Source organism: Azospirillum palustre (assembly GCF_002573965.1).
GTDB lineage: Bacteria > Pseudomonadota > Alphaproteobacteria > Azospirillales > Azospirillaceae > Azospirillum > Azospirillum palustre.
This window is the reverse complement of record NZ_PDKW01000043.1, coordinates 45,277-61,084: the sequence shown is the minus strand read 5'-3', so window position 1 is coordinate 61,084 and position 15,808 is coordinate 45,277. Positions and strand designations below refer to the sequence as shown.

Below are 15,808 nucleotides of genomic sequence, written 5' to 3'. Positions count from 1 at the left end.
GTCCGCAGCTCCTCAGTAGCTCGGGTTGTGGTCAGGCCGAACGGGGAAGGTGGAAGCTCCCCGTCCGGTCGCCTTGATGCGCTGCATCAAGCTTGATACAGTGTGCCAATCATTGACTGTGACGGTCAATGAAAACTTTGACACACTGTAACAAGGTTCCGGATGACCCCCGAACAATGCAAGATGGCCCGTGCAGGGATTGGGCTCGGTGTCCGCGAACTGGCTGCCCTGGCCGGTGTCGCCCCCGGAACGATTACCCGCCTGGAGCGCGGGGAGAGCATCTATGCGCGGACCCTTGCCGCGATTCAGGCAGCCCTTGAAGCGGCCGGCGTCGAGTTCATCCCGGCGGGGGCCTATCAGGGCGTCGGCGGCCCAGGCGTCCGTATCAACAGCCAGAAAGCCGGTGGATAGGTTCTGTGGAGCGCTCGATCAGCGCAGCAGCGCCGCAGTGATGAAGTCCTTGTAGCGCTCGTCGACGGTCAGGCGCGTTGCCGCGTCATCCGGGACAGCCGCGAGCAATTCGGCAATCAGTCCCGCCGTGTGGCGTTCCCGATCAGCCTTGCGCTGACGATGGTCGCGCGCACAAGGGATTTCGGTGCCATAACGCCATAGTGCCAAAACGTCGTAACGCTATAACGCTATAACGCCAGAGATGGTTGTTAGGTCGCCGGAATCCGTCTATCTTCGGGGAAGGCGAGCAGGGGATCGCGACTCCCCTGCTCGCCCGCCCGATCAGCGGTTCAGGTAATCAAGGACAGCCTTGACCACCTGCAACAGCAGGATCAGGAGCTTGAGGATATCTGACATCCTCTGTCTCCCGGCAGAGCGGCGGCGGTGGCGGCCATTCCGCCACCGCGTCCGCATCTGCACTATAGCTGCTGCCCCTCAGAGGCATTGCGGAACATTTACAGAATTCCCGCAAATCTTGTGGATAAGACTTATCCACAGACCTGATAAAGTTGTGGGGAATTCGTCACCTCCCATAGAGCGCTCGCTTACGCTTCTTCGCGTTGATGGGGGTTCTGAGGTCCGGCTCCTCCAGCAGCCCTTGCTTCCCAGTGAACCCGAACTCGCTCCCGCCTTCGCCCTGGGCGCGCACCCGGCCGAACAGGTCGAGCGACAGTTCCACGTCAGCCGATAGGCTTGGCGTTCAGCCTCACGATGCCGGCCGTTTGGGAGCGGAGGCATGCAGATCGCGCTTGGCCGCGGCTTCCATGCTCCGCCGGTAGAGGTCCAAGTCAGCGTGCGTCAGGTTCGCGAGCGGGCGTCTCGTCGCGAGCAAATCCTCCGCGGCCAGCATCATGGTCTCCTCGCGCTGGCGAAGCCGGGCGCGATGCAGATTGTCCTGCCGATCAATCTCATCCCTGTACGCACCGGCCGCGGAAATCAGAGCGTCGACAGCATGGGCGCGAGCTATTTCTCGACTGCGCAGGATGAACTCTTGCAGCTCCGGCGGGATCATCATCGGATCCACTTTCGCATCAGAGCGCGGCTTTCGACCTGCCGCCGGTTTTCGGGGCTTCACGGGCATGGTGATCTCCTTAGGCTCGGCTTCAGCATGGCCGCGCACAAGGAGGGCATCAACCGGCAAAGCTCCCAGCAACTCAGCGATCACTCTCCGGCTTGGCCGGCGCCGGCAGCGCGAAGAGGCACGACGTTCGACGGAGGCGGGTTCAAAATGCTCTCCACCTTGGCCGCCCATCGCTCCAGCGCGTCGCGCTTCTCGTCCAGGTAGGCGTGCCGGTCATAGACCCCCTTCACGCCCCCAATGACATGCCCGATAACCCGCTCGGCGACGTCTCCCCCAACACGTAGTTCGGAAAGCCCGGTGCGGAGCGTGCGGCGCAGATCGTGCAGTGTCCACCGCGGGATTTCCTCCAGCCCGGCCTCCTGTCTGCGCTCGTTGATTTTCTTATCGAGCACCGCCTTCGCCCAGCTGTAGCCGGTGAACCCAGCATCGGGGACAGTGGTGAACACGAACTTGTCGGAGACACGGGGCTGCCGCTTGATGATCAGGCACACGGCCGGAACCAAGGGCACGACATGAACGATTCCGGTCTTGTACCGGTCAGAGGGGATCGTCCAGACGCCCGCTTCCAGGTCCAGTTCGCCGCGCTGCATGCCGCTCACCTCGTCCCTTCGCTGACCGGTCAGGATGAGCGCCTTGACCATGTCCGGGAAGGGACCGGTCATCTCATCACAGGCACGCCAGACGTCCCGCAATTCCTCATTGGTGAGCACGCGGTCCCGGCTCTGGCGCTGGAGGGAGCCTCCGCGCTTCCGCCCGCGGCTAGGGCTCGCAAGGAGGTTCGCCTCCAGATCGCCGCGGTCAACGCCCCAATTCACGATGCGCAGGGCAATCTCCCGGACTTTGTGCGCCTTCTGGACATGGCCGGCGGAGGTGATGGGGTCCAGCAGCGACACCAGATCGCGGCGACGCAGATCGGCAAGCAGCCTGTCCTTCCATGAAGGGAACACCTCCCGCCGGATAATCGCCTCCACCTCTTTGCCCCTGCGCAGAGCGGGGCATTCCTGGCGGAAATACAGGTCGGCCAATGCGCCGAAGGAACCGGGAGCGTAGCCGGTGGCCTCCTTCTGCGCCTGTGCTGTTTTCGCCCGATCCTTGGCGGCCTTCTTCTCTGCGGCCGGATCGTTGCCAGCCTCCACAGCCGCCAAAGCGGCGGCGGCCTTCTCTCTGGCCTTGCCAAGCTCAAGGGCCGGATAGTGCCCGAGGGTCAGGCGCTTCTGCTTCCCCGCATGCCGGTAGAACACGAACCAAGACTTGTTCGTGTCACCGATTCGGAGACCGAACCCCGGCATGGATGCGTCAAAGAGTTCCAGGCGCGCACCCGGCGCCGGGGGCTTAGCGTTCTCGACCGTCTTTGCGGTCAGCTTCACCTTGGGCATGGTCCCGATCCTTGGGTAACGGCTGCGGGTAACAGATTGGGTAACAAAAACCGTGTTTGCCGGGGAGACGGCATGTTACCCAATGTGCTACCGAAAGTCGATAACCTAAGGAAAATCAATGGCTATGCGTTATGCCGCGTGCTGGCATGTTACAGCCCGCATATCCTGGAGAACGAGATGCTGAACGGCGACGTCATCCGCCTGGACGGCGCCATCCGCATGGCGCCGCAGTAACGACATCCCATTGGTCAGGGACGGCTCCCCCTGCCGGGGTCGGGGCCGCTCCTGCAACCGTCGATATGGTGCCTTTGGACGAGGCGATGCCTTCAGACTTCCGCCATGGCGGCTTCGTCGGCGCGTTCCGCCTCGCCCAGAAGATCGATCAGCTGGGTGGTGCAGTGCTGAAGCCGCTGGTCGGCAGTGGCGGTCGCCATGTCGCGGCCGGTCATCTCCTGCCATTCCTGCAGCATCAGCGCCAGATGTTTCCGGACGTGATCGTCCCGATCCAGTCGCCGCGTCGCCATGTCGCCTCCCCTTTTTTCCGATCTGTCAGAACCGAAGCCCGAATCCGATGGCTGCGCCCGGTGGCGCGTCCTACCCTTTGTGTGGCCTCTAAGTGGGTAGTCATCCAGCCAATCAACAGTCGCAGCCCAAGATGGTCACAGCCGGGACGCACTGCCCTTCCGGGCTTGCCCCGATGGCAGCGCGGCCATGGCCTGTTGGAAAAAGCCGGGCCTGTTGGAAAGCCGGGCCTGCACCGACCATTTCAGCGCCATTGGGTCCGTCCCGCAACTCCATCGACTGGACCGGGACCGGCAATTGCCCGTAAGACAACAGATCGAAGACTACAGGAAAGGCAACCGCTTCATGACCGATGCAACGGTGCGTGCCAAACTGCTGGGCCTGCCCGGCAGCCTGCGCAGAAACTCCAACTCGCTGGCCATCCTGCGCGGACTGCAGGACGCCCTGCCGGCCGGCGCCAGCATGGACATCCGCGACCTGCGCCTGCCGCTCTACGATCAGGACATCGATACGCCCGACGCCCCGGCGGAGGTGCATGCCTTTCGTCAGGCCATCGCCGATGCCGACGGCGTCGTCATCGTCACGCCGGAATACAATTACGGCATGCCGGGCGTGTTGAAGAACGCGCTGGACTGGGCCTCGCGCCCCTATGGCAAGTCGGCACTGATCGGCAAGCCGGTGCTGGTGATTTCCAACTCTCCCGCCTTCACCGGCGGCGTGCGGGCGCACCAGCAGGTGAACGACACGCTGCTGGCGCTTCCGGCCAAGCTGCTGGGCGGCCCACAGGTCGTGATCGGCGGCGTCGGCGACAAGATCAAGGACGGCAAGCTGGCCGACGAAGCGGTGCTGAAATTCACGCTCGGCGCCATTGACAGGATGATCACGACAGGATGATCGCCGCGACGTAGCGTCCAAAGGAAAAGGACCGGCCCCTTGCGGAGCCGGCCCTTTCCTCGTTCAGGTCCTGCTGACGCGATCAGTCGCGCAGGTTGCCACAGGCGCGCTGGATGCGCTTGCACGCCTCTTCCAGCGCTTCCGTCGAGGTCGCGTAGGAAATGCGGAAGTGCGGAGCGAGGCCAAAGGCCGAACCCTGGACGACGGCAACGCCTTCGGACTCCAGCAGGTAGGTGACGAAATCCTCGTCGGTCTCGATCACCTTGCCGTCCGGGGTCGTCTTGCCGATGGTGCCGGCGCAGGACGGATAGACGTAGAAGGCGCCTTCCGGCTTCGGGCAATGCAGGCCCTTGGCCTGGTTCAGCATCGACACCACCAGATCGCGGCGCTGGCGGAAGGCCTCGCCACGCTCCTTGATGAAGTCCTGCGGACCGTTCAGCGCCTCGACGGCGGCGGCCTGGGCGATGGAGGTCGGGTTGGAGGTCGACTGGCTCTGGATGACGCCGATGGCCTTGATCAGTTCCTTCGGGCCGCCGGCATAGCCGATGCGCCAGCCGGTCATCGCGTAGGACTTCGACACGCCGTTGACGGTCAGGGTGCGGTCGTACAGCGACGGCTCGACCTGGGCCGGGGTGACGAACTCCAGGTCGTCATACAGCAGGTGCTCGTACATGTCGTCGGTCATCACCCAGACATGCGGATGCTTGACCAGCACGTCGGTCAGCGCCTTCATCTCGGCGCGGGTGTAGGCCGCACCCGACGGGTTCGACGGCGAGTTCAGGATCAGCCACTTGGTCTTCGGCGTGATCGCCTTTTCCAGATCGGCGGGCTGCAGCTTGAAGCCCTGCTCGGCCGGGCAGGAAACGGCAACCGGCGTGCCTTCCGCCAGCTCGACCATATCCGGATAGCTGACCCAATAGGGCGCCGGGATGATGACCTCGTCACCCTGGTTCAGCGTCGCCATCAGGGCGTTGTACAGCACCTGCTTGCCGCCGACGCCGACGGTGATCTGCTCCGGCGTGTATTTCAGGCCGTTCTCACGCTCGAACTTGGCGCAGATCGCCTTCTTCAGAGCGGGCGTGCCGTCCACCGCGGTGTATTTGGTGTCACCGGACTCGATCGCCTTGATGGCGGCGGCCTTGATGTTGTCGGGGGTATCGAAATCCGGCTCGCCGGCACCCAGGCCGATGACGTCGCGACCGGCCGCTTTCAGTTCGCGGGCTTTGTTGGTCACGGCGATGGTCGGCGACGGCTTGATGCGGGACAGGCGGGACGCGATGATCGACATGGCGATGGGCCCCCTCAGGGCTATGGAGACGGTGTGGCGGAGACGTCGTCGAGACGCCTGCCCCTCCGGGTGGAAGGCGCGAGGCCGGACCTTACTTCCGCTCTACCCCGGTTGCAAGGCCGGTCGGCCGGTGAAAGCCGTGCGATTCGTTGGTTTTTCCGCCCTGTGGCGGTGCCGTACCGGATCGCGTCCGCGCGTATTCCCGCCCCTCCACGGGTCGAACCCGCAGCAGCGGCAAACTCCACCCTCTATCCTTCGCAGCATTATTTCTTACAGCACAAATGAACGCCATGACGGCACTGCACCGTCCTACCCGCTTCTCTTGACAGCTTTGGTGTTGCGGTGTGTAAGGTCTGGCGTTGGGGACAAAATTCAACGAAGGGATGAGAACCGTGTTTTCCCGTATCGTGCTTGCGGCGTCGACCGCGCTGATGCTGACCGGCGGCGTTGCTCTGGCCCAGGACGTGATCCAGACCCGCAAGGCCGGGTTCGAGGACTACAAGAAGGCGATGGGCGAGATCAAGGACGCGGTGGGCAAGGGCGACCTCGCCGCCATCGGTCCGGTCACCGATCGCATCGACGCCTTCGCCGCCAGGATCCCCAGCCTGTTCCCGCCCGGCTCCGACAAGGGCAAGACGGCGGCCAAGGAGGTGATCTGGGCCAACTTCCCCGATTTCACCGCCAAGGCGCAGGGCCTCCAGGCCTCCGCCCAGGCCCTGAAGGTTGCCGCCGCTTCCGGCGACAAGGCCGCGACGGCCAAGGCGTTCGGCACGATGGCCGACAGCTGCAAGGCCTGCCACCAGCGCTACCGTTCCGAATAAGCGGCGATTCCGGCGGAAAAGCCCTTCCCCACCGCCGTGGGGAAGGGCTTTTTCTTTGGCCGGTCTTTCAGAGCCTTACTTGAAAACGGGTTGCGGCGTGGCCGGCGTGCTGGCCGGCATCAGCGGGTAGTCGACACGCGGCTGCTGGCCGGTCAACGCGGTCAGGAAGGCGGTGATCTTGTCGATCTCCTGGTCGGACAGGGTGGCGCCGAGCTGGCTCGACCCCATCACCGCGACCGCCTGGCGCAGGTCCCACACCTTGCCGGAATGGAAATAGGGGGCGGTCAGCGCGACGTTGCGCAGGGTGGGCGCGCGGAAGACATACTCGTCGTCGGCGGTCTTGGTAACGGCGAAGCGGCCCTTGTCGCCCGGCGGCAGGATCTCCGCACCCGGCTTGGTCACGACGCCGAAGGGGAAGTAATCGTGGCCGCCGACATTGACGCCGTTGTGGCAGCCGGAACAGCCCTTGTCGATGAACAGCTCAAGCCCGGCCTTCTGCGTGTCGGTCAGCGCATCGGCCTTGCCCTCCAGATACTGGTCGAAGGGAGCGGCGGGGGTGGTCAGCGTCGCTTCGAACGCTTCGATCGCCATGGCGACATTGTCGAAGCTGACCGGGTTCTTCTCGTTCGGGAAGGCGTCGGCGAATTTGGCCTGATAGGCGGGGATGCTGTTCAGCACCGCCATCACGCGGTCGGGCGTGCTGTTCATCTCCACACCGGCCTGGATCGGCCCCTTGGCCTGGGCCTTCAGATCCTCGGCGCGGCCGTCCCAGAACTGGGCAACGTTCAGCACGGCGTTCAGCACCGTCGGCGCGTTGCGCGGCCCCTTCTGCCAGCCATGGCCGACCGAGGTTTCCAGCCCGTCGACACCGCCGAGCCCCAGATTGTGGCAGCTGTTGCAGGAGAAGATGCCGCTGGCCGACAGGCGCGGATCGAAGAACAGCATCTTGCCCAGTTCGATCTTCTCGCGGGTGACCGCGTTGTTGCGAACCACTGGCAGGGTGGCGGGCAACGGCTTGAACAGCTCGCGCGCGCGGCCCATCAGGGCGTCGCCGCCCGCAGCCGGCGGATTGGCGACTGGCGGATCGGCGGCCGTCGCGGTGCCGGCGATGGCGGCAAGGATGCCCAAGGCGGCGGTGGCGGCGATCAGAAGGCCTTTCAGTCCGGCGGTCGGCCGGTGTCCGGTGTGTGCGTGCATGACTGGCGGTCCCCCGGCCGGCCGACATCCCACCACAACCTGAAGCTTTATCCAGGCAAAGGTCGATCGATCCGGGAAATCGGGCCGGCATCATTGGTTTCGTGGCGTTTTGTGCGGATCAATCTAGAGCCATTCTAGACTAGAAGGCGTCGAACCCCAGACGGCGCATTGTCGCACACAACCAATGGCATATGCCTCAGAGGGCGCCCTGGCAGGATAGCCCGGCAGGACCGGCCGACGGTTTCAGCCGGCGGCGCGCAGCACCAGGAAGACCAGTCCGGCGGACACCGCCAGGATCGCCAGCGCCAGCGCCGCCGGGGCACGGCTTGGCTCCGTCGCCGCCAGCCGCGCCGGCAGGGGCTTGCGACCGGTGAGCATGGGACGGATCAGGTTGTCCTTCTTGACCAGCAGATAGAAGAACACCGCGGCCACATGCAGCCCGATCAGCACGAAGATGCCGTTGGCGAGCAGCCGGTGCAGCGAACTGAGCAGCGCCACCGTGGCGCCGGACGCCAACGGCACCAGCGGACCGTCGACCAGGATGTCGTCGCTGGTGAACAGGCCGCTGCCCGCCTGGACCAGCAGAACCAGCAGAAGCGCCACCACCATCAGCGCGCCCAGCGGGTTGTGGCCCAGGGTGAAGGCGGCTTCCCCACCCGCGCGGGAGCGCTTCAGATAGTCGTGGATCGCACCCGGTCCCTTCACGAACTCGGCGAAGCGGGCGGTCTGGCTGCCCACCACGCCCCAGACCAGCCGAAACAGCACGAGGATCAGAACTGTTTCGCCTGCCAACATATGAACGGCAAGCACACCAAGCTCGGCCGACAGAATCGCGACCGCCACCGCGGCCACAAGCGCCCAATGAAACAGGCGGGTCGGCAGGTCCCAAACCCGCAGCTCCCGTCCATGTTTCTCCCGAGTCGCGGTATGACCACTTGCCATCGCTCGATCCTCGCAGTGTTCGGCCATGTTTTCGGCCCCCATCATCTGCGGCAAATGGACGGATTCTTTATCCTGATCCTGAAAACGCCGCGGTCCCGTGTTGGCAAAGGTCGATGGATGTGTCAACAGGCTTGAAGCGCCGCCCGGACGACGGATATGAGAATGCGACGCATCAGCCGGCCTGCCGGCGCAAAGACAGCCATAACTCCCCAATCACCCCGGTTATAAGGACCCCGCCATGCCCGACAAACAGCTCCTCCACCTCGTGTTCGGCGGCGAACTCGTGCGTCCGGACTCGGACCAGTTCGTCGATCCGTCGAAGCTGCACATCGTCGGCATCTTCCCGAGCTATGAGGACGCCTACAAGGCATGGCGCGGCGCCACCGGCCAGACCATCGACGACGCCCACACCCGCTACTACATCGTCCATCTGCACCGCTTCCTCGACCCGGCGGCGGGCGATCACAAGCACTGAGTTGGGATCCGGCGGCGCGCCCAACGGAGGATCCCAACTGCGGGAACCGCCGGCGGCGCGCCGGCGTTGACCGGTCGATGACCGTATACTTCACCAGCGACACCCATTTCGGCCATGGCGGCGCCCGCGGCCGTTTCCGCCGTCCCTTCGAATCCACCGCCGAGATGGACGCGGCGATGGAGGCGAACTGGAACGCCGCCGTCGGCCCCGGCGACGAGGTCTGGCACCTCGGCGACTTCGCCCTGCACATGAAGCCCGACGCCATGGCCGCCCTGCTCGGCCGGCTGAACGGCACCAAGCATCTGATCGCCGGCAACAACGACGGCCCGGAAACGCTGGCGCTGCCCGGCTGGGCCAGCGTCGGGCATTACGCCGAACAGACGCTGGACGGCATCGATCTGGTGATGTGCCATTACGCCTTCCGCACCTGGAACGGCATGCACCGCAAGGCGCTGAACCTGCACGGCCACAGCCATGGCCAGTTGAAGCCGCAGCCCCGACAGATCGACGTCGGCGTCGATGTCTGGAATTTCCGCCCGGTCACCCTGGCCGAACTGACGGTCCCCCGCCCGCGGCGCAAGGCGGTGCCGGTGTCAGGCAGCCCCTAACGCAGCCGTCTGCCGCAAACGCTCCATCAGCAGACGGCAGGCGGCGTCGGCCGGCACCGGGCGGCCGGTCAGCCAGCCCTGGACCTGGGTGCAGTTGTGGTGGCGCAGGAAGTTGGCCTGCTCGGTCTTCTCCACCCCTTCGGCAACCACATGCAGACCCAGCATGTCGGCCATGGCGATGATGGTCGAGACGATGCCGGCATCCTCGCGCTCGTTCGGCACGCCGTTGATGAAGGAGCGGTCGATCTTCAGCGTGGTGATCGGCAGCCGCTTCAGATAGCTCAAGGACGAATGGCCGGTGCCGAAATCGTCCACCGCGACCCGGATCCCCATCGCCTTCAACGCCGCCAGCACCGCCAGCGCATGATCGAGATCCTGCATCACCGCGCCTTCGGTGATCTCCAGCTCGATCAGGCCGGGAGGCAGGCCGTGACGGTCGATGATGCGCCGGAAATCCTCGGCGCTGCGGTTGCGCAGATGCTTGGGCGAGATGTTGACGGCGACCGGCACCGGCTCCATCCCGGCATCGAGCCATTCGCGCATCTGGCGGCAGGCCTCGTCCAGCACCCAGTCGCCGAGCGGGACGATGAAGCCGGTCTCCTCGGCCACCGGGATGAACTCGCCGGGCGGGATCATGGTTCCCTGAGCCTGCCCTTCCCCCGGCTTCTCCCAGCGCAGCAGCGCCTCGAACCCTTCCAGCGAGTAATCGATCAGCGACACCTTGGGCTGGTAATGCAGGCGGAACTGCTTCAGCGCCAGCGCCGCCCGCAGATCGCCGTCCAGCGCCAGCTGACGCCGCGCCTGTTCGGCCAGTTCCGGGCGGAAGAAGGCATGGCGGCGTCCCCCCATCCGCTTGGCGGCGTAGAGCGCCGTCTCGGCCGCGCGCAGAAGCGCCTGCGGGTCGTCGCCGTCGCTGCGTCCGTCGGCGGCGCCGACCCCGGCGAGATCGGTCGGGTAAACGGCGATGCCGACCGCCGGACGGACATAATGCTCGCAGCCCGGCAGGGTGACCGGCGCGTCGAAGGCGTCCAGGATGCGCCCGGCAATCGCCGCCGCCTCGTCGGCGTCGCGGATTTCGTCAAGCAGCACGGCGAAATCGTCGGTGCCGATGCGGCCGACCAGATCGGCGGCGCGCACCGAGGCGACGATCCGTTGCGCAACCTCCTGCAGCAGCGCGTCGCCGGCCTGATGGCCCAGCGTGTCGGTGATCAGCTTGAAGCGCGACAGGTCCAGGCACAGCACGGCAAAGGGGCGCCGGTAACGGCGGCTGCGCTCCACCGCCGCTTCCAGCAGCGATTCGATCATCGCGCGGTTGGGCAGCCCGGTCAGCCGGTCGCGGGTGGCCAGCCGCATCAGTTCGCGTTCGTGACGCACCCGCTCGGTCACGTCGGCCAGCGCGCAGACGAAGCCACGCCGCCCCTGCACCACCAGCGGCGACACGCTGAGCGAGGCGTCGATCCGCTCGCCGATTCCAGCCCGTTCGATCCCCAGCGCCTCCTCCCGCACCGGCTCGGGCACGCCGGTGTCGGCAGCCATTCCGGCCAGCAGCGCATCGATCCGCGCCCGGTCGGCGGCGGCGAACAGCGTGGACAGCAGCCGACCCCGCAGTTCTCCGGCAGGCACGCCGAACAGGGCGACGGCGGCGGGGTTATGCTCCTCGATGCGACCGCGGGCGTCGACCAGCAGGATCGCCTCGCCGACATTGTTCATGATGCCGGCCAGCCGCTCGTCCCGCTCGATCAGGGCGATGGCGGAGCGGCGGAAGAACTCCATGGCGCGGGCCATCGCACCGAATTCGTCGCGGCGGTCGCGGCCGGGAATGTCGATGTCGGTCCGTCCTTCCGTCAGCAGCCGCATGCGGTCCGACAGCGCTTCCAGCGGCCCGACCACATGCTGCGACAGGAACAGCGATCCCGGCCAGCTCAGCACCAGCAACGCCGCCAGGAACAACAGGAAGCCCGATGCCTCGATCAGGAAATCGCGGTCGAGGTCGCCGATGTCGCCGGCGGCGGCGATGGTCCAGCCCCAGGCTTCGAAGCGCCCCTCCGCCGTCACCGCACGGTCGATGGCCGGCCAGTTCGGCGGGACGATGCCGTCCGTGAAAAGTTTGACATGAAAGGGTTTGGCCGACAGGGCCAGCAGGGCCGTCCGTGCCCGGTCGCGCGCCTCGTCGCCGGAGATCGCACCCGATGCCGCCGACCGTTCCAGATCCTGTAGAAGCAGCCCGGCGGACTCCACCAGGGCGGCGGCAAGCTGGCCCCGCTCGGCGATCATGCCCTGCCGCAGCAGGTAGAGCGCGGGGATCGCCGCCATCAGGCAGCCGATCAGGCCGATCCAGGTCAGCCAGCGGATCTTGCGGCGCAGCGTCATCGGGCCTGGCGTCGCTCTCTGGTCCGTTCGATAAACGGACGGTTAGTCATGTGAAAGGGAAGGTGACGACTTCGTTTCAGTCGTGCAACGCAATTTTTCTTCGCACGCGCAAGATACGTCTGTCCAACCTATACGAAGGTTGCATGCTGCGACGCTTTGTCTCTGCTCCGCCTTCCGGTCCCCCCTGCCACTCCCCCGCCGGACAGCGAGCGGCGGGGGAGAACGGCCGGCACCGCCTCACCTCACCCCTGGCCGGGATAAAGGCGCCGGAAGCCCTCGGTAACGCGGGCAATCACCGCAGGATCGCGGTCCCGCCAATAGCGCGGGTCGCGCATCAGGGTGCGCAATTCCGCCTCTCCCTCGCCGCCGCCCGCGCGGTTGCCGGCCATCGAGAGCGCCGCCGGCTCGCTGCCGGTCATCATCGCATAGAGCGCCATGACACCTTCGTAGGTGGTCGCCAGCCCTTCCACCGCGGCCGGCGGCAGGGTCTTGCCGGCCCAGGCCAGGAGCTGCCGCGACACCTCGCGCCAGCGCTCCTCTCCGCCGAACCGGGAGACCAGCCGCTCGACCTCACGCTCCGCCTGGAATTCGGCGGCCATGGTCTGGATCAGCGGCACCATCCGCTCGGCGGCGAGATCGTAGAGAAGCTGGGCCTGATCCGCCGTGTAGCCGGCTTCGTGCAGGCGGCCGTTGATTTCCAGGTCGGGCTGGAACAGGCCATGGTCGCAGGCGATGCTGTAACCGTCCGGCGTCTCGGGCGCGCCCAGCAGCCGGCGGCGCTGTGCCGGGTCGAGCGCGGTCAAATCGAAGCTGGCCAAATCGACGTTGGCCGGATCGACGGGAGCGGCCTGCGGAGGCAACGCGGACGCGGTGTCCGGCAGTGCCTGCCGGGACTGGCCCTGCGACGACAGGCGGCGCTCCAGCTCCAGATAGGATTTCAGCAGGGCTTCGACCCGCAGGGCGCCGGTCTTGGGATCGCGGAATTTCTCCGGAACCGGCAGCGGCGGCACCGTGTCGGCGGAAGCGGCGGATTCGGTCAGCAGAGTGTCGGCCATCATCAACTCCTGCAAGGAAGGGGAAAAAGGGGCGGCAGAACCGCCGGTCAGCCGGCCCGTCCCCGCGCAACCAGCGCGAGGATGGTGGCGACCAGCTGGCGCTGTCCTTCGAGGTGACGCAGCGCCGCTTCCGGCGCGTCGGGACCCAGTGCGCGGTCGAGCGTCATCGCCCGCAGCACCGCCAGCACCCGCCCTCCGTCGCTTCCGGCGAAGCAGCGGGCGAAGCTGGGCGCCGGGTCGGCGTCCGCTGCCGCAGCGGTTTGCGGATCGGCGGGAAGCGTCGCCTCCAGCCAGTCCCAGCCGGCCTGCTCGATCATCGGGCGGTCAGCCATCGGGCGGTCAGCCATTGGAGCCACCGGCACCCGCCCCGGCGTCCAGCCCGGCGCCGGCAACCTGCGCCCGCATCAGCTTGGCCGGCACGCCGAAGGCCTCGCCCAGCCAATGGGCGGTCGCCGCCGCGTCCACCGTGGCCTCCGCCTCCGGTCCCAGCGCCTTGACGCTGTCCAGCCAGCGCAGGGTCGCCTGCACGTCGCGCTGGGCCTGGGCCTGGGCGAGCGGGGAGCGGTGCTGCAACTCCACCAGCCGGCCGTCCACCGTGATGTCGGGGATCTCGCCGCGCCGACGCAGGATCGACACCGCCCGCAGCACCAGCGGCGTCATCAGCTCCGCCTGCAAACGGCCATAGGTGGCGCCCAGCAGCCGCGCCATCTCGACCGAGCGTTCCAGCACCTCGGTCGCGGTCATCCGCGCCGATTCCACCGGCCCCAGCCGGTCGACCAGCAGCGCATGGCGGATGCGGCCGCGCAGATCGTCCAGCACCAGCTGCGACACGTCGAACCGGCCGGGATTGGCCAGCGGCGTCAGGCCGGCGGACCCGACCGCCTTGGGGATGATGGTGCCGGGCACCAGCCGGATGGTGGTGGGGTTCAGCACCCCATCGTCATCCGCCTGCCAGATGCCGGTGACGGCGATGGAGGCATTCTTCAGCACCAGCTCCACCACCTTGTTGGCGGTCTTGATGTCGGGCAGCGCCTTCATCACCGGTGACCGGCCATAGGTTTCGCCGGGCGCCTTGAGCCAGCGGAAATTGACGAAGGGCGACTGGGCGAAGCGCCCCTGCGCCAGCCAGGACGGCTCGGCCAGCCCGCTGTCCAGCACCACGCCCCAACGATAGGCCGTACCGTCGGGCAGCACCGCCTCGACCAGGGGAAAACGGCTGTCGGGATCCCCGGCCGCCTGCTTCCGCACCTCGTCCGGCAGGTCGGCACCGGGAAAGCGCTGGAGGATCTGGGCCAGCGTCGCCTCGCTGCGGCGGAAGGTGGCGTCGAGCCGTCCGTCCGGCCCCTCCTCCAGAACCGCCTCGGCCAGCGGCACGGCGGTGAAGCGCAGGCTGGACGGGGCGCCGGGGGCGGCCTCTTCCATCAGGAGGCTGGCGGTGCCGACGGCGACGAGATCGAGGAAGGACTGATGGATCTCCACCGCGAAGTTGGAGCGGTCAAAATGCGCCTGGACGATGCCGGCGGCACGGTCGAGCAGCGGAGCGACCCGGTCGCGCTCCGCCCCGGTCAGGGTGGGACCGGGCTGGAAACCGAACCAGCGCGACCAGGGCGGCGTCAGTTCCGACAGCAGGCTGGCGGCCAGCTGCTCCACCGCATCGGGAGCGGTGCCGTCGAACAGCCGGTCGACCCGGCGTTCGCCCGGCGTGCCGCCGCCGCGGAAGGGCCGCCCGTTGGGCAGCGCATGGTCGTAGCATTCCTGCCAATGGCTTTCCCACACGCCCCGCCGTTCGCGGGCGACGCGGTAGCGCTCCAGCAGGGCTTCCGGTTCCGACAGGTCACCCTTTCGCCGGGCGGGCGGTTTCACGGCTGCGGATGCGGGCATGCGCGGTCTCCTCCAGTCAGATGGCGGTGCAGTTGCCAGGGGGTCAGCACCCGGCGGGCGCGCAGGCCGATCAGGCGCTTGACCGCCTCGACGCAGGTGAAGGGCCCCCAGGGAGCGGGGCCGGCCGGGCGGCGCAGCGGGGCGGCGTCGACCGTCAGCCCCTGGGCGCGGTACCAGCCCGGCAGATCGAAGTCGGCGGGCAGGTCCAGCACCGCGATGTCGGTGAAGCCGGCCAGCGGATCGACCGCCACCCAGCGCCGACCGTCGGTCAGCAGGGCCAGGCAGTGGCGGAAGCCCGGCTTCAGCAACCGCAGCCACCACAGGGGCGCTTCGCCGCGATAGACGATCCAGGCCGCGGTCCAGGGGGGCGCGCTCATCGCGCAATGCCTTTTTTGCGCAGCGCCGGGGCGATCACGGTGAACGCCTCCTGCCACAGCGAATGGGCGCGCTGTTCGCGGAAGCGGTCCGGTTCCGGCGCGCTCTGGCGGCGCCCGTAATGGACCAGCACATGCAGGTGGTCGCGCACCAGCTTGCGCGCCCGGTACAGGCGGTCGACCACCTGAAGAAGGTCCTGCGGCTCGCAGGGCCGCGCGACCTGCCCACAGCCGGCGATGACCCGTGCCCCGGCCGTCTTGGCATCATGCGCCTGCACCGCCCAGAACCACGCCTCCTCCGCGTTGGCAAAGGGTTCGCCCTCGACGCTGTAGGGCTCCGGCTTCAGCGGAACGGTCCGGGAAACGCGGGTTGCAGGCAAAGCGGGAGCGGCCGGACTCAGCATGCTGGTCTCCTTGCGGCTTCGGATTTTTGGGGAAGAGAGACGCCGGACCTGTGTCGCAGCCGCGCCTTCT

Annotated in this window: 17 protein-coding genes; 5 read left to right on the top strand and 12 right to left on the bottom strand. The window is 67.0% G+C overall.

Annotated elements, in window-relative coordinates:
• Positions 1-162: 162 nt before the first annotated feature.
• On the top strand, positions 163-411 hold the full coding sequence (locus CRT60_RS22680; protein ID WP_098738853.1) for a helix-turn-helix domain-containing protein: 249 nt from the start codon (positions 163-165) through the stop codon (positions 409-411).
• 745 nt (positions 412-1,156) lie between these two features.
• Here the strand turns inward: CRT60_RS22680 and CRT60_RS22675 are convergent.
• From CRT60_RS22675 to CRT60_RS22665, 3 genes are all read right to left on the bottom strand, one after another.
• Positions 1,157-1,615, bottom strand: coding sequence for a hypothetical protein (locus tag CRT60_RS22675; RefSeq protein WP_143273361.1), 459 nt, complete (start codon positions 1,613-1,615; stop codon positions 1,157-1,159).
• Positions 1,612-2,907, bottom strand: a complete 1,296-nt coding sequence (locus tag CRT60_RS22670) for a tyrosine-type recombinase/integrase (RefSeq protein WP_098738851.1) — start codon at positions 2,905-2,907, stop codon at positions 1,612-1,614. The genes CRT60_RS22675 and CRT60_RS22670 overlap by 4 nt, the downstream gene beginning before the upstream one ends.
• A 326-nt stretch (positions 2,908-3,233) precedes the next feature.
• Positions 3,234-3,431: a hypothetical protein gene (locus tag CRT60_RS22665; protein ID WP_098738850.1), complete on the bottom strand. Its 198-nt coding sequence runs from the start codon at positions 3,429-3,431 to the stop codon at positions 3,234-3,236.
• A 343-nt stretch (positions 3,432-3,774) separates the two neighbouring features.
• On the opposite strand from CRT60_RS22665, the gene CRT60_RS22660 reads away from it, so the two are divergent.
• A complete protein-coding gene (locus CRT60_RS22660) occupies positions 3,775-4,323 on the top strand; it encodes an NADPH-dependent FMN reductase (protein WP_098738849.1) in 549 nt (182 codons plus the stop codon).
• A gap of 82 nt (positions 4,324-4,405) precedes the next feature.
• Here the strand turns inward: CRT60_RS22660 and CRT60_RS22655 are convergent, their stop codons facing one another.
• Positions 4,406-5,611, bottom strand: a complete 1,206-nt coding sequence (locus CRT60_RS22655) for an aspartate transaminase (RefSeq protein WP_098738848.1) — start codon at positions 5,609-5,611, stop codon at positions 4,406-4,408.
• A 383-nt stretch (positions 5,612-5,994) separates the two neighbouring features.
• Between CRT60_RS22655 and CRT60_RS22650 the strand changes: the two genes are divergently transcribed.
• Positions 5,995-6,432 (top strand): c-type cytochrome, encoded by a 438-nt coding sequence (locus tag CRT60_RS22650; protein WP_098738847.1) that lies wholly within the window; start codon positions 5,995-5,997, stop codon positions 6,430-6,432.
• 75 nt (positions 6,433-6,507) lie between these two features.
• On the opposite strand, the gene CRT60_RS22645 is transcribed toward CRT60_RS22650, so the two are convergent.
• Both CRT60_RS22645 and CRT60_RS22640 read right to left on the bottom strand, forming a co-directional pair.
• Positions 6,508-7,629, bottom strand: a complete 1,122-nt coding sequence (locus CRT60_RS22645; protein ID WP_098738846.1) for a cytochrome-c peroxidase — start codon at positions 7,627-7,629, stop codon at positions 6,508-6,510.
• Between the two features lie 243 nt (positions 7,630-7,872).
• Positions 7,873-8,571: a cytochrome b/b6 domain-containing protein gene (locus CRT60_RS22640; RefSeq protein ID WP_098740981.1), complete on the bottom strand. Its 699-nt coding sequence runs from the start codon at positions 8,569-8,571 to the stop codon at positions 7,873-7,875.
• 238 nt (positions 8,572-8,809) lie between these two features.
• Between CRT60_RS22640 and CRT60_RS22635 the strand changes: the two genes are divergently transcribed.
• On the top strand, positions 8,810-9,046 hold the full coding sequence (locus tag CRT60_RS22635) for a DUF4170 domain-containing protein (RefSeq protein ID WP_098738845.1): 237 nt from the start codon (positions 8,810-8,812) through the stop codon (positions 9,044-9,046).
• A 77-nt stretch (positions 9,047-9,123) separates the two neighbouring features.
• Positions 9,124-9,654: a metallophosphoesterase family protein gene (locus tag CRT60_RS22630; protein WP_098738844.1), complete on the top strand. Its 531-nt coding sequence runs from the start codon at positions 9,124-9,126 to the stop codon at positions 9,652-9,654.
• Here the strand turns inward: CRT60_RS22630 and CRT60_RS22625 are convergent.
• The 6 genes from CRT60_RS22625 to CRT60_RS22600 all read right to left on the bottom strand — a co-directional run bounded on the left by CRT60_RS22625 (position 9,640) and on the right by CRT60_RS22600 (position 15,738).
• Entirely contained in the window at positions 9,640-12,024 is a 2,385-nt protein-coding gene (locus tag CRT60_RS22625; RefSeq protein ID WP_098738843.1) for an EAL domain-containing protein, read from the bottom strand. The genes CRT60_RS22630 and CRT60_RS22625 overlap by 15 nt on opposite strands.
• Positions 12,025-12,266: 242 nt before the next feature.
• Complete coding sequence (locus tag CRT60_RS22620) at positions 12,267-13,082, bottom strand: capsid assembly protein (RefSeq protein WP_244592705.1); 816 nt, start codon at positions 13,080-13,082, stop codon at positions 12,267-12,269.
• 44 nt (positions 13,083-13,126) lie between these two features.
• Positions 13,127-13,426: a Bbp19 family protein gene (locus tag CRT60_RS22615; protein WP_244592704.1), complete on the bottom strand. Its 300-nt coding sequence runs from the start codon at positions 13,424-13,426 to the stop codon at positions 13,127-13,129.
• The gene (locus CRT60_RS22610; RefSeq protein WP_098738842.1) at positions 13,419-14,960 is read right to left on the bottom strand and encodes a portal protein; all 1,542 of its coding nucleotides are present in this window, start codon (positions 14,958-14,960) and stop codon (positions 13,419-13,421) included. The genes CRT60_RS22615 and CRT60_RS22610 overlap by 8 nt, the downstream gene beginning before the upstream one ends.
• The gene (locus tag CRT60_RS22605; RefSeq protein ID WP_098738841.1) at positions 14,939-15,337 is read right to left on the bottom strand and encodes a hypothetical protein; all 399 of its coding nucleotides are present in this window, start codon (positions 15,335-15,337) and stop codon (positions 14,939-14,941) included. Before CRT60_RS22605 ends, CRT60_RS22610 begins: the two co-directional genes overlap by 22 nt.
• Positions 15,334-15,738: a hypothetical protein gene (locus CRT60_RS22600; RefSeq protein ID WP_098738840.1), complete on the bottom strand. Its 405-nt coding sequence runs from the start codon at positions 15,736-15,738 to the stop codon at positions 15,334-15,336. The genes CRT60_RS22605 and CRT60_RS22600 overlap by 4 nt, the downstream gene beginning before the upstream one ends.
• Positions 15,739-15,808 lie beyond the last annotated feature (70 nt).

Coding starts and splice junctions, on each gene's coding strand:
- CRT60_RS22680 (WP_098738853.1), top strand. CDS start 163: ATGACCCCCGAACAATGCAAGATGGCCCGTGCAGGGATTGGGCTCGGT.
- CRT60_RS22670 (WP_098738851.1), bottom strand. CDS start 2,907: ATGCCCAAGGTGAAGCTGACCGCAAAGACGGTCGAGAACGCTAAGCCC.
- CRT60_RS22665 (WP_098738850.1), bottom strand. CDS start 3,431: ATGGCGACGCGGCGACTGGATCGGGACGATCACGTCCGGAAACATCTG.
- CRT60_RS22660 (WP_098738849.1), top strand. CDS start 3,775: ATGACCGATGCAACGGTGCGTGCCAAACTGCTGGGCCTGCCCGGCAGC.
- CRT60_RS22655 (WP_098738848.1), bottom strand. CDS start 5,611: ATGTCGATCATCGCGTCCCGCCTGTCCCGCATCAAGCCGTCGCCGACC.
- CRT60_RS22650 (WP_098738847.1), top strand. CDS start 5,995: ATGAGAACCGTGTTTTCCCGTATCGTGCTTGCGGCGTCGACCGCGCTG.
- CRT60_RS22645 (WP_098738846.1), bottom strand. CDS start 7,629: ATGCACGCACACACCGGACACCGGCCGACCGCCGGACTGAAAGGCCTT.
- CRT60_RS22640 (WP_098740981.1), bottom strand. CDS start 8,571: ATGGCAAGTGGTCATACCGCGACTCGGGAGAAACATGGACGGGAGCTG.
- CRT60_RS22635 (WP_098738845.1), top strand. CDS start 8,810: ATGCCCGACAAACAGCTCCTCCACCTCGTGTTCGGCGGCGAACTCGTG.
- CRT60_RS22630 (WP_098738844.1), top strand. CDS start 9,124: ATGACCGTATACTTCACCAGCGACACCCATTTCGGCCATGGCGGCGCC.
- CRT60_RS22625 (WP_098738843.1), bottom strand. CDS start 12,024: ATGACGCTGCGCCGCAAGATCCGCTGGCTGACCTGGATCGGCCTGATC.
- CRT60_RS22620 (WP_244592705.1), bottom strand. CDS start 13,082: ATGATGGCCGACACTCTGCTGACCGAATCCGCCGCTTCCGCCGACACG.
- CRT60_RS22615 (WP_244592704.1), bottom strand. CDS start 13,426: ATGGCTGACCGCCCGATGGCTGACCGCCCGATGATCGAGCAGGCCGGC.
- CRT60_RS22610 (WP_098738842.1), bottom strand. CDS start 14,960: ATGCCCGCATCCGCAGCCGTGAAACCGCCCGCCCGGCGAAAGGGTGAC.
- CRT60_RS22605 (WP_098738841.1), bottom strand. CDS start 15,337: ATGAGCGCGCCCCCCTGGACCGCGGCCTGGATCGTCTATCGCGGCGAA.
- CRT60_RS22600 (WP_098738840.1), bottom strand. CDS start 15,738: ATGCTGAGTCCGGCCGCTCCCGCTTTGCCTGCAACCCGCGTTTCCCGG.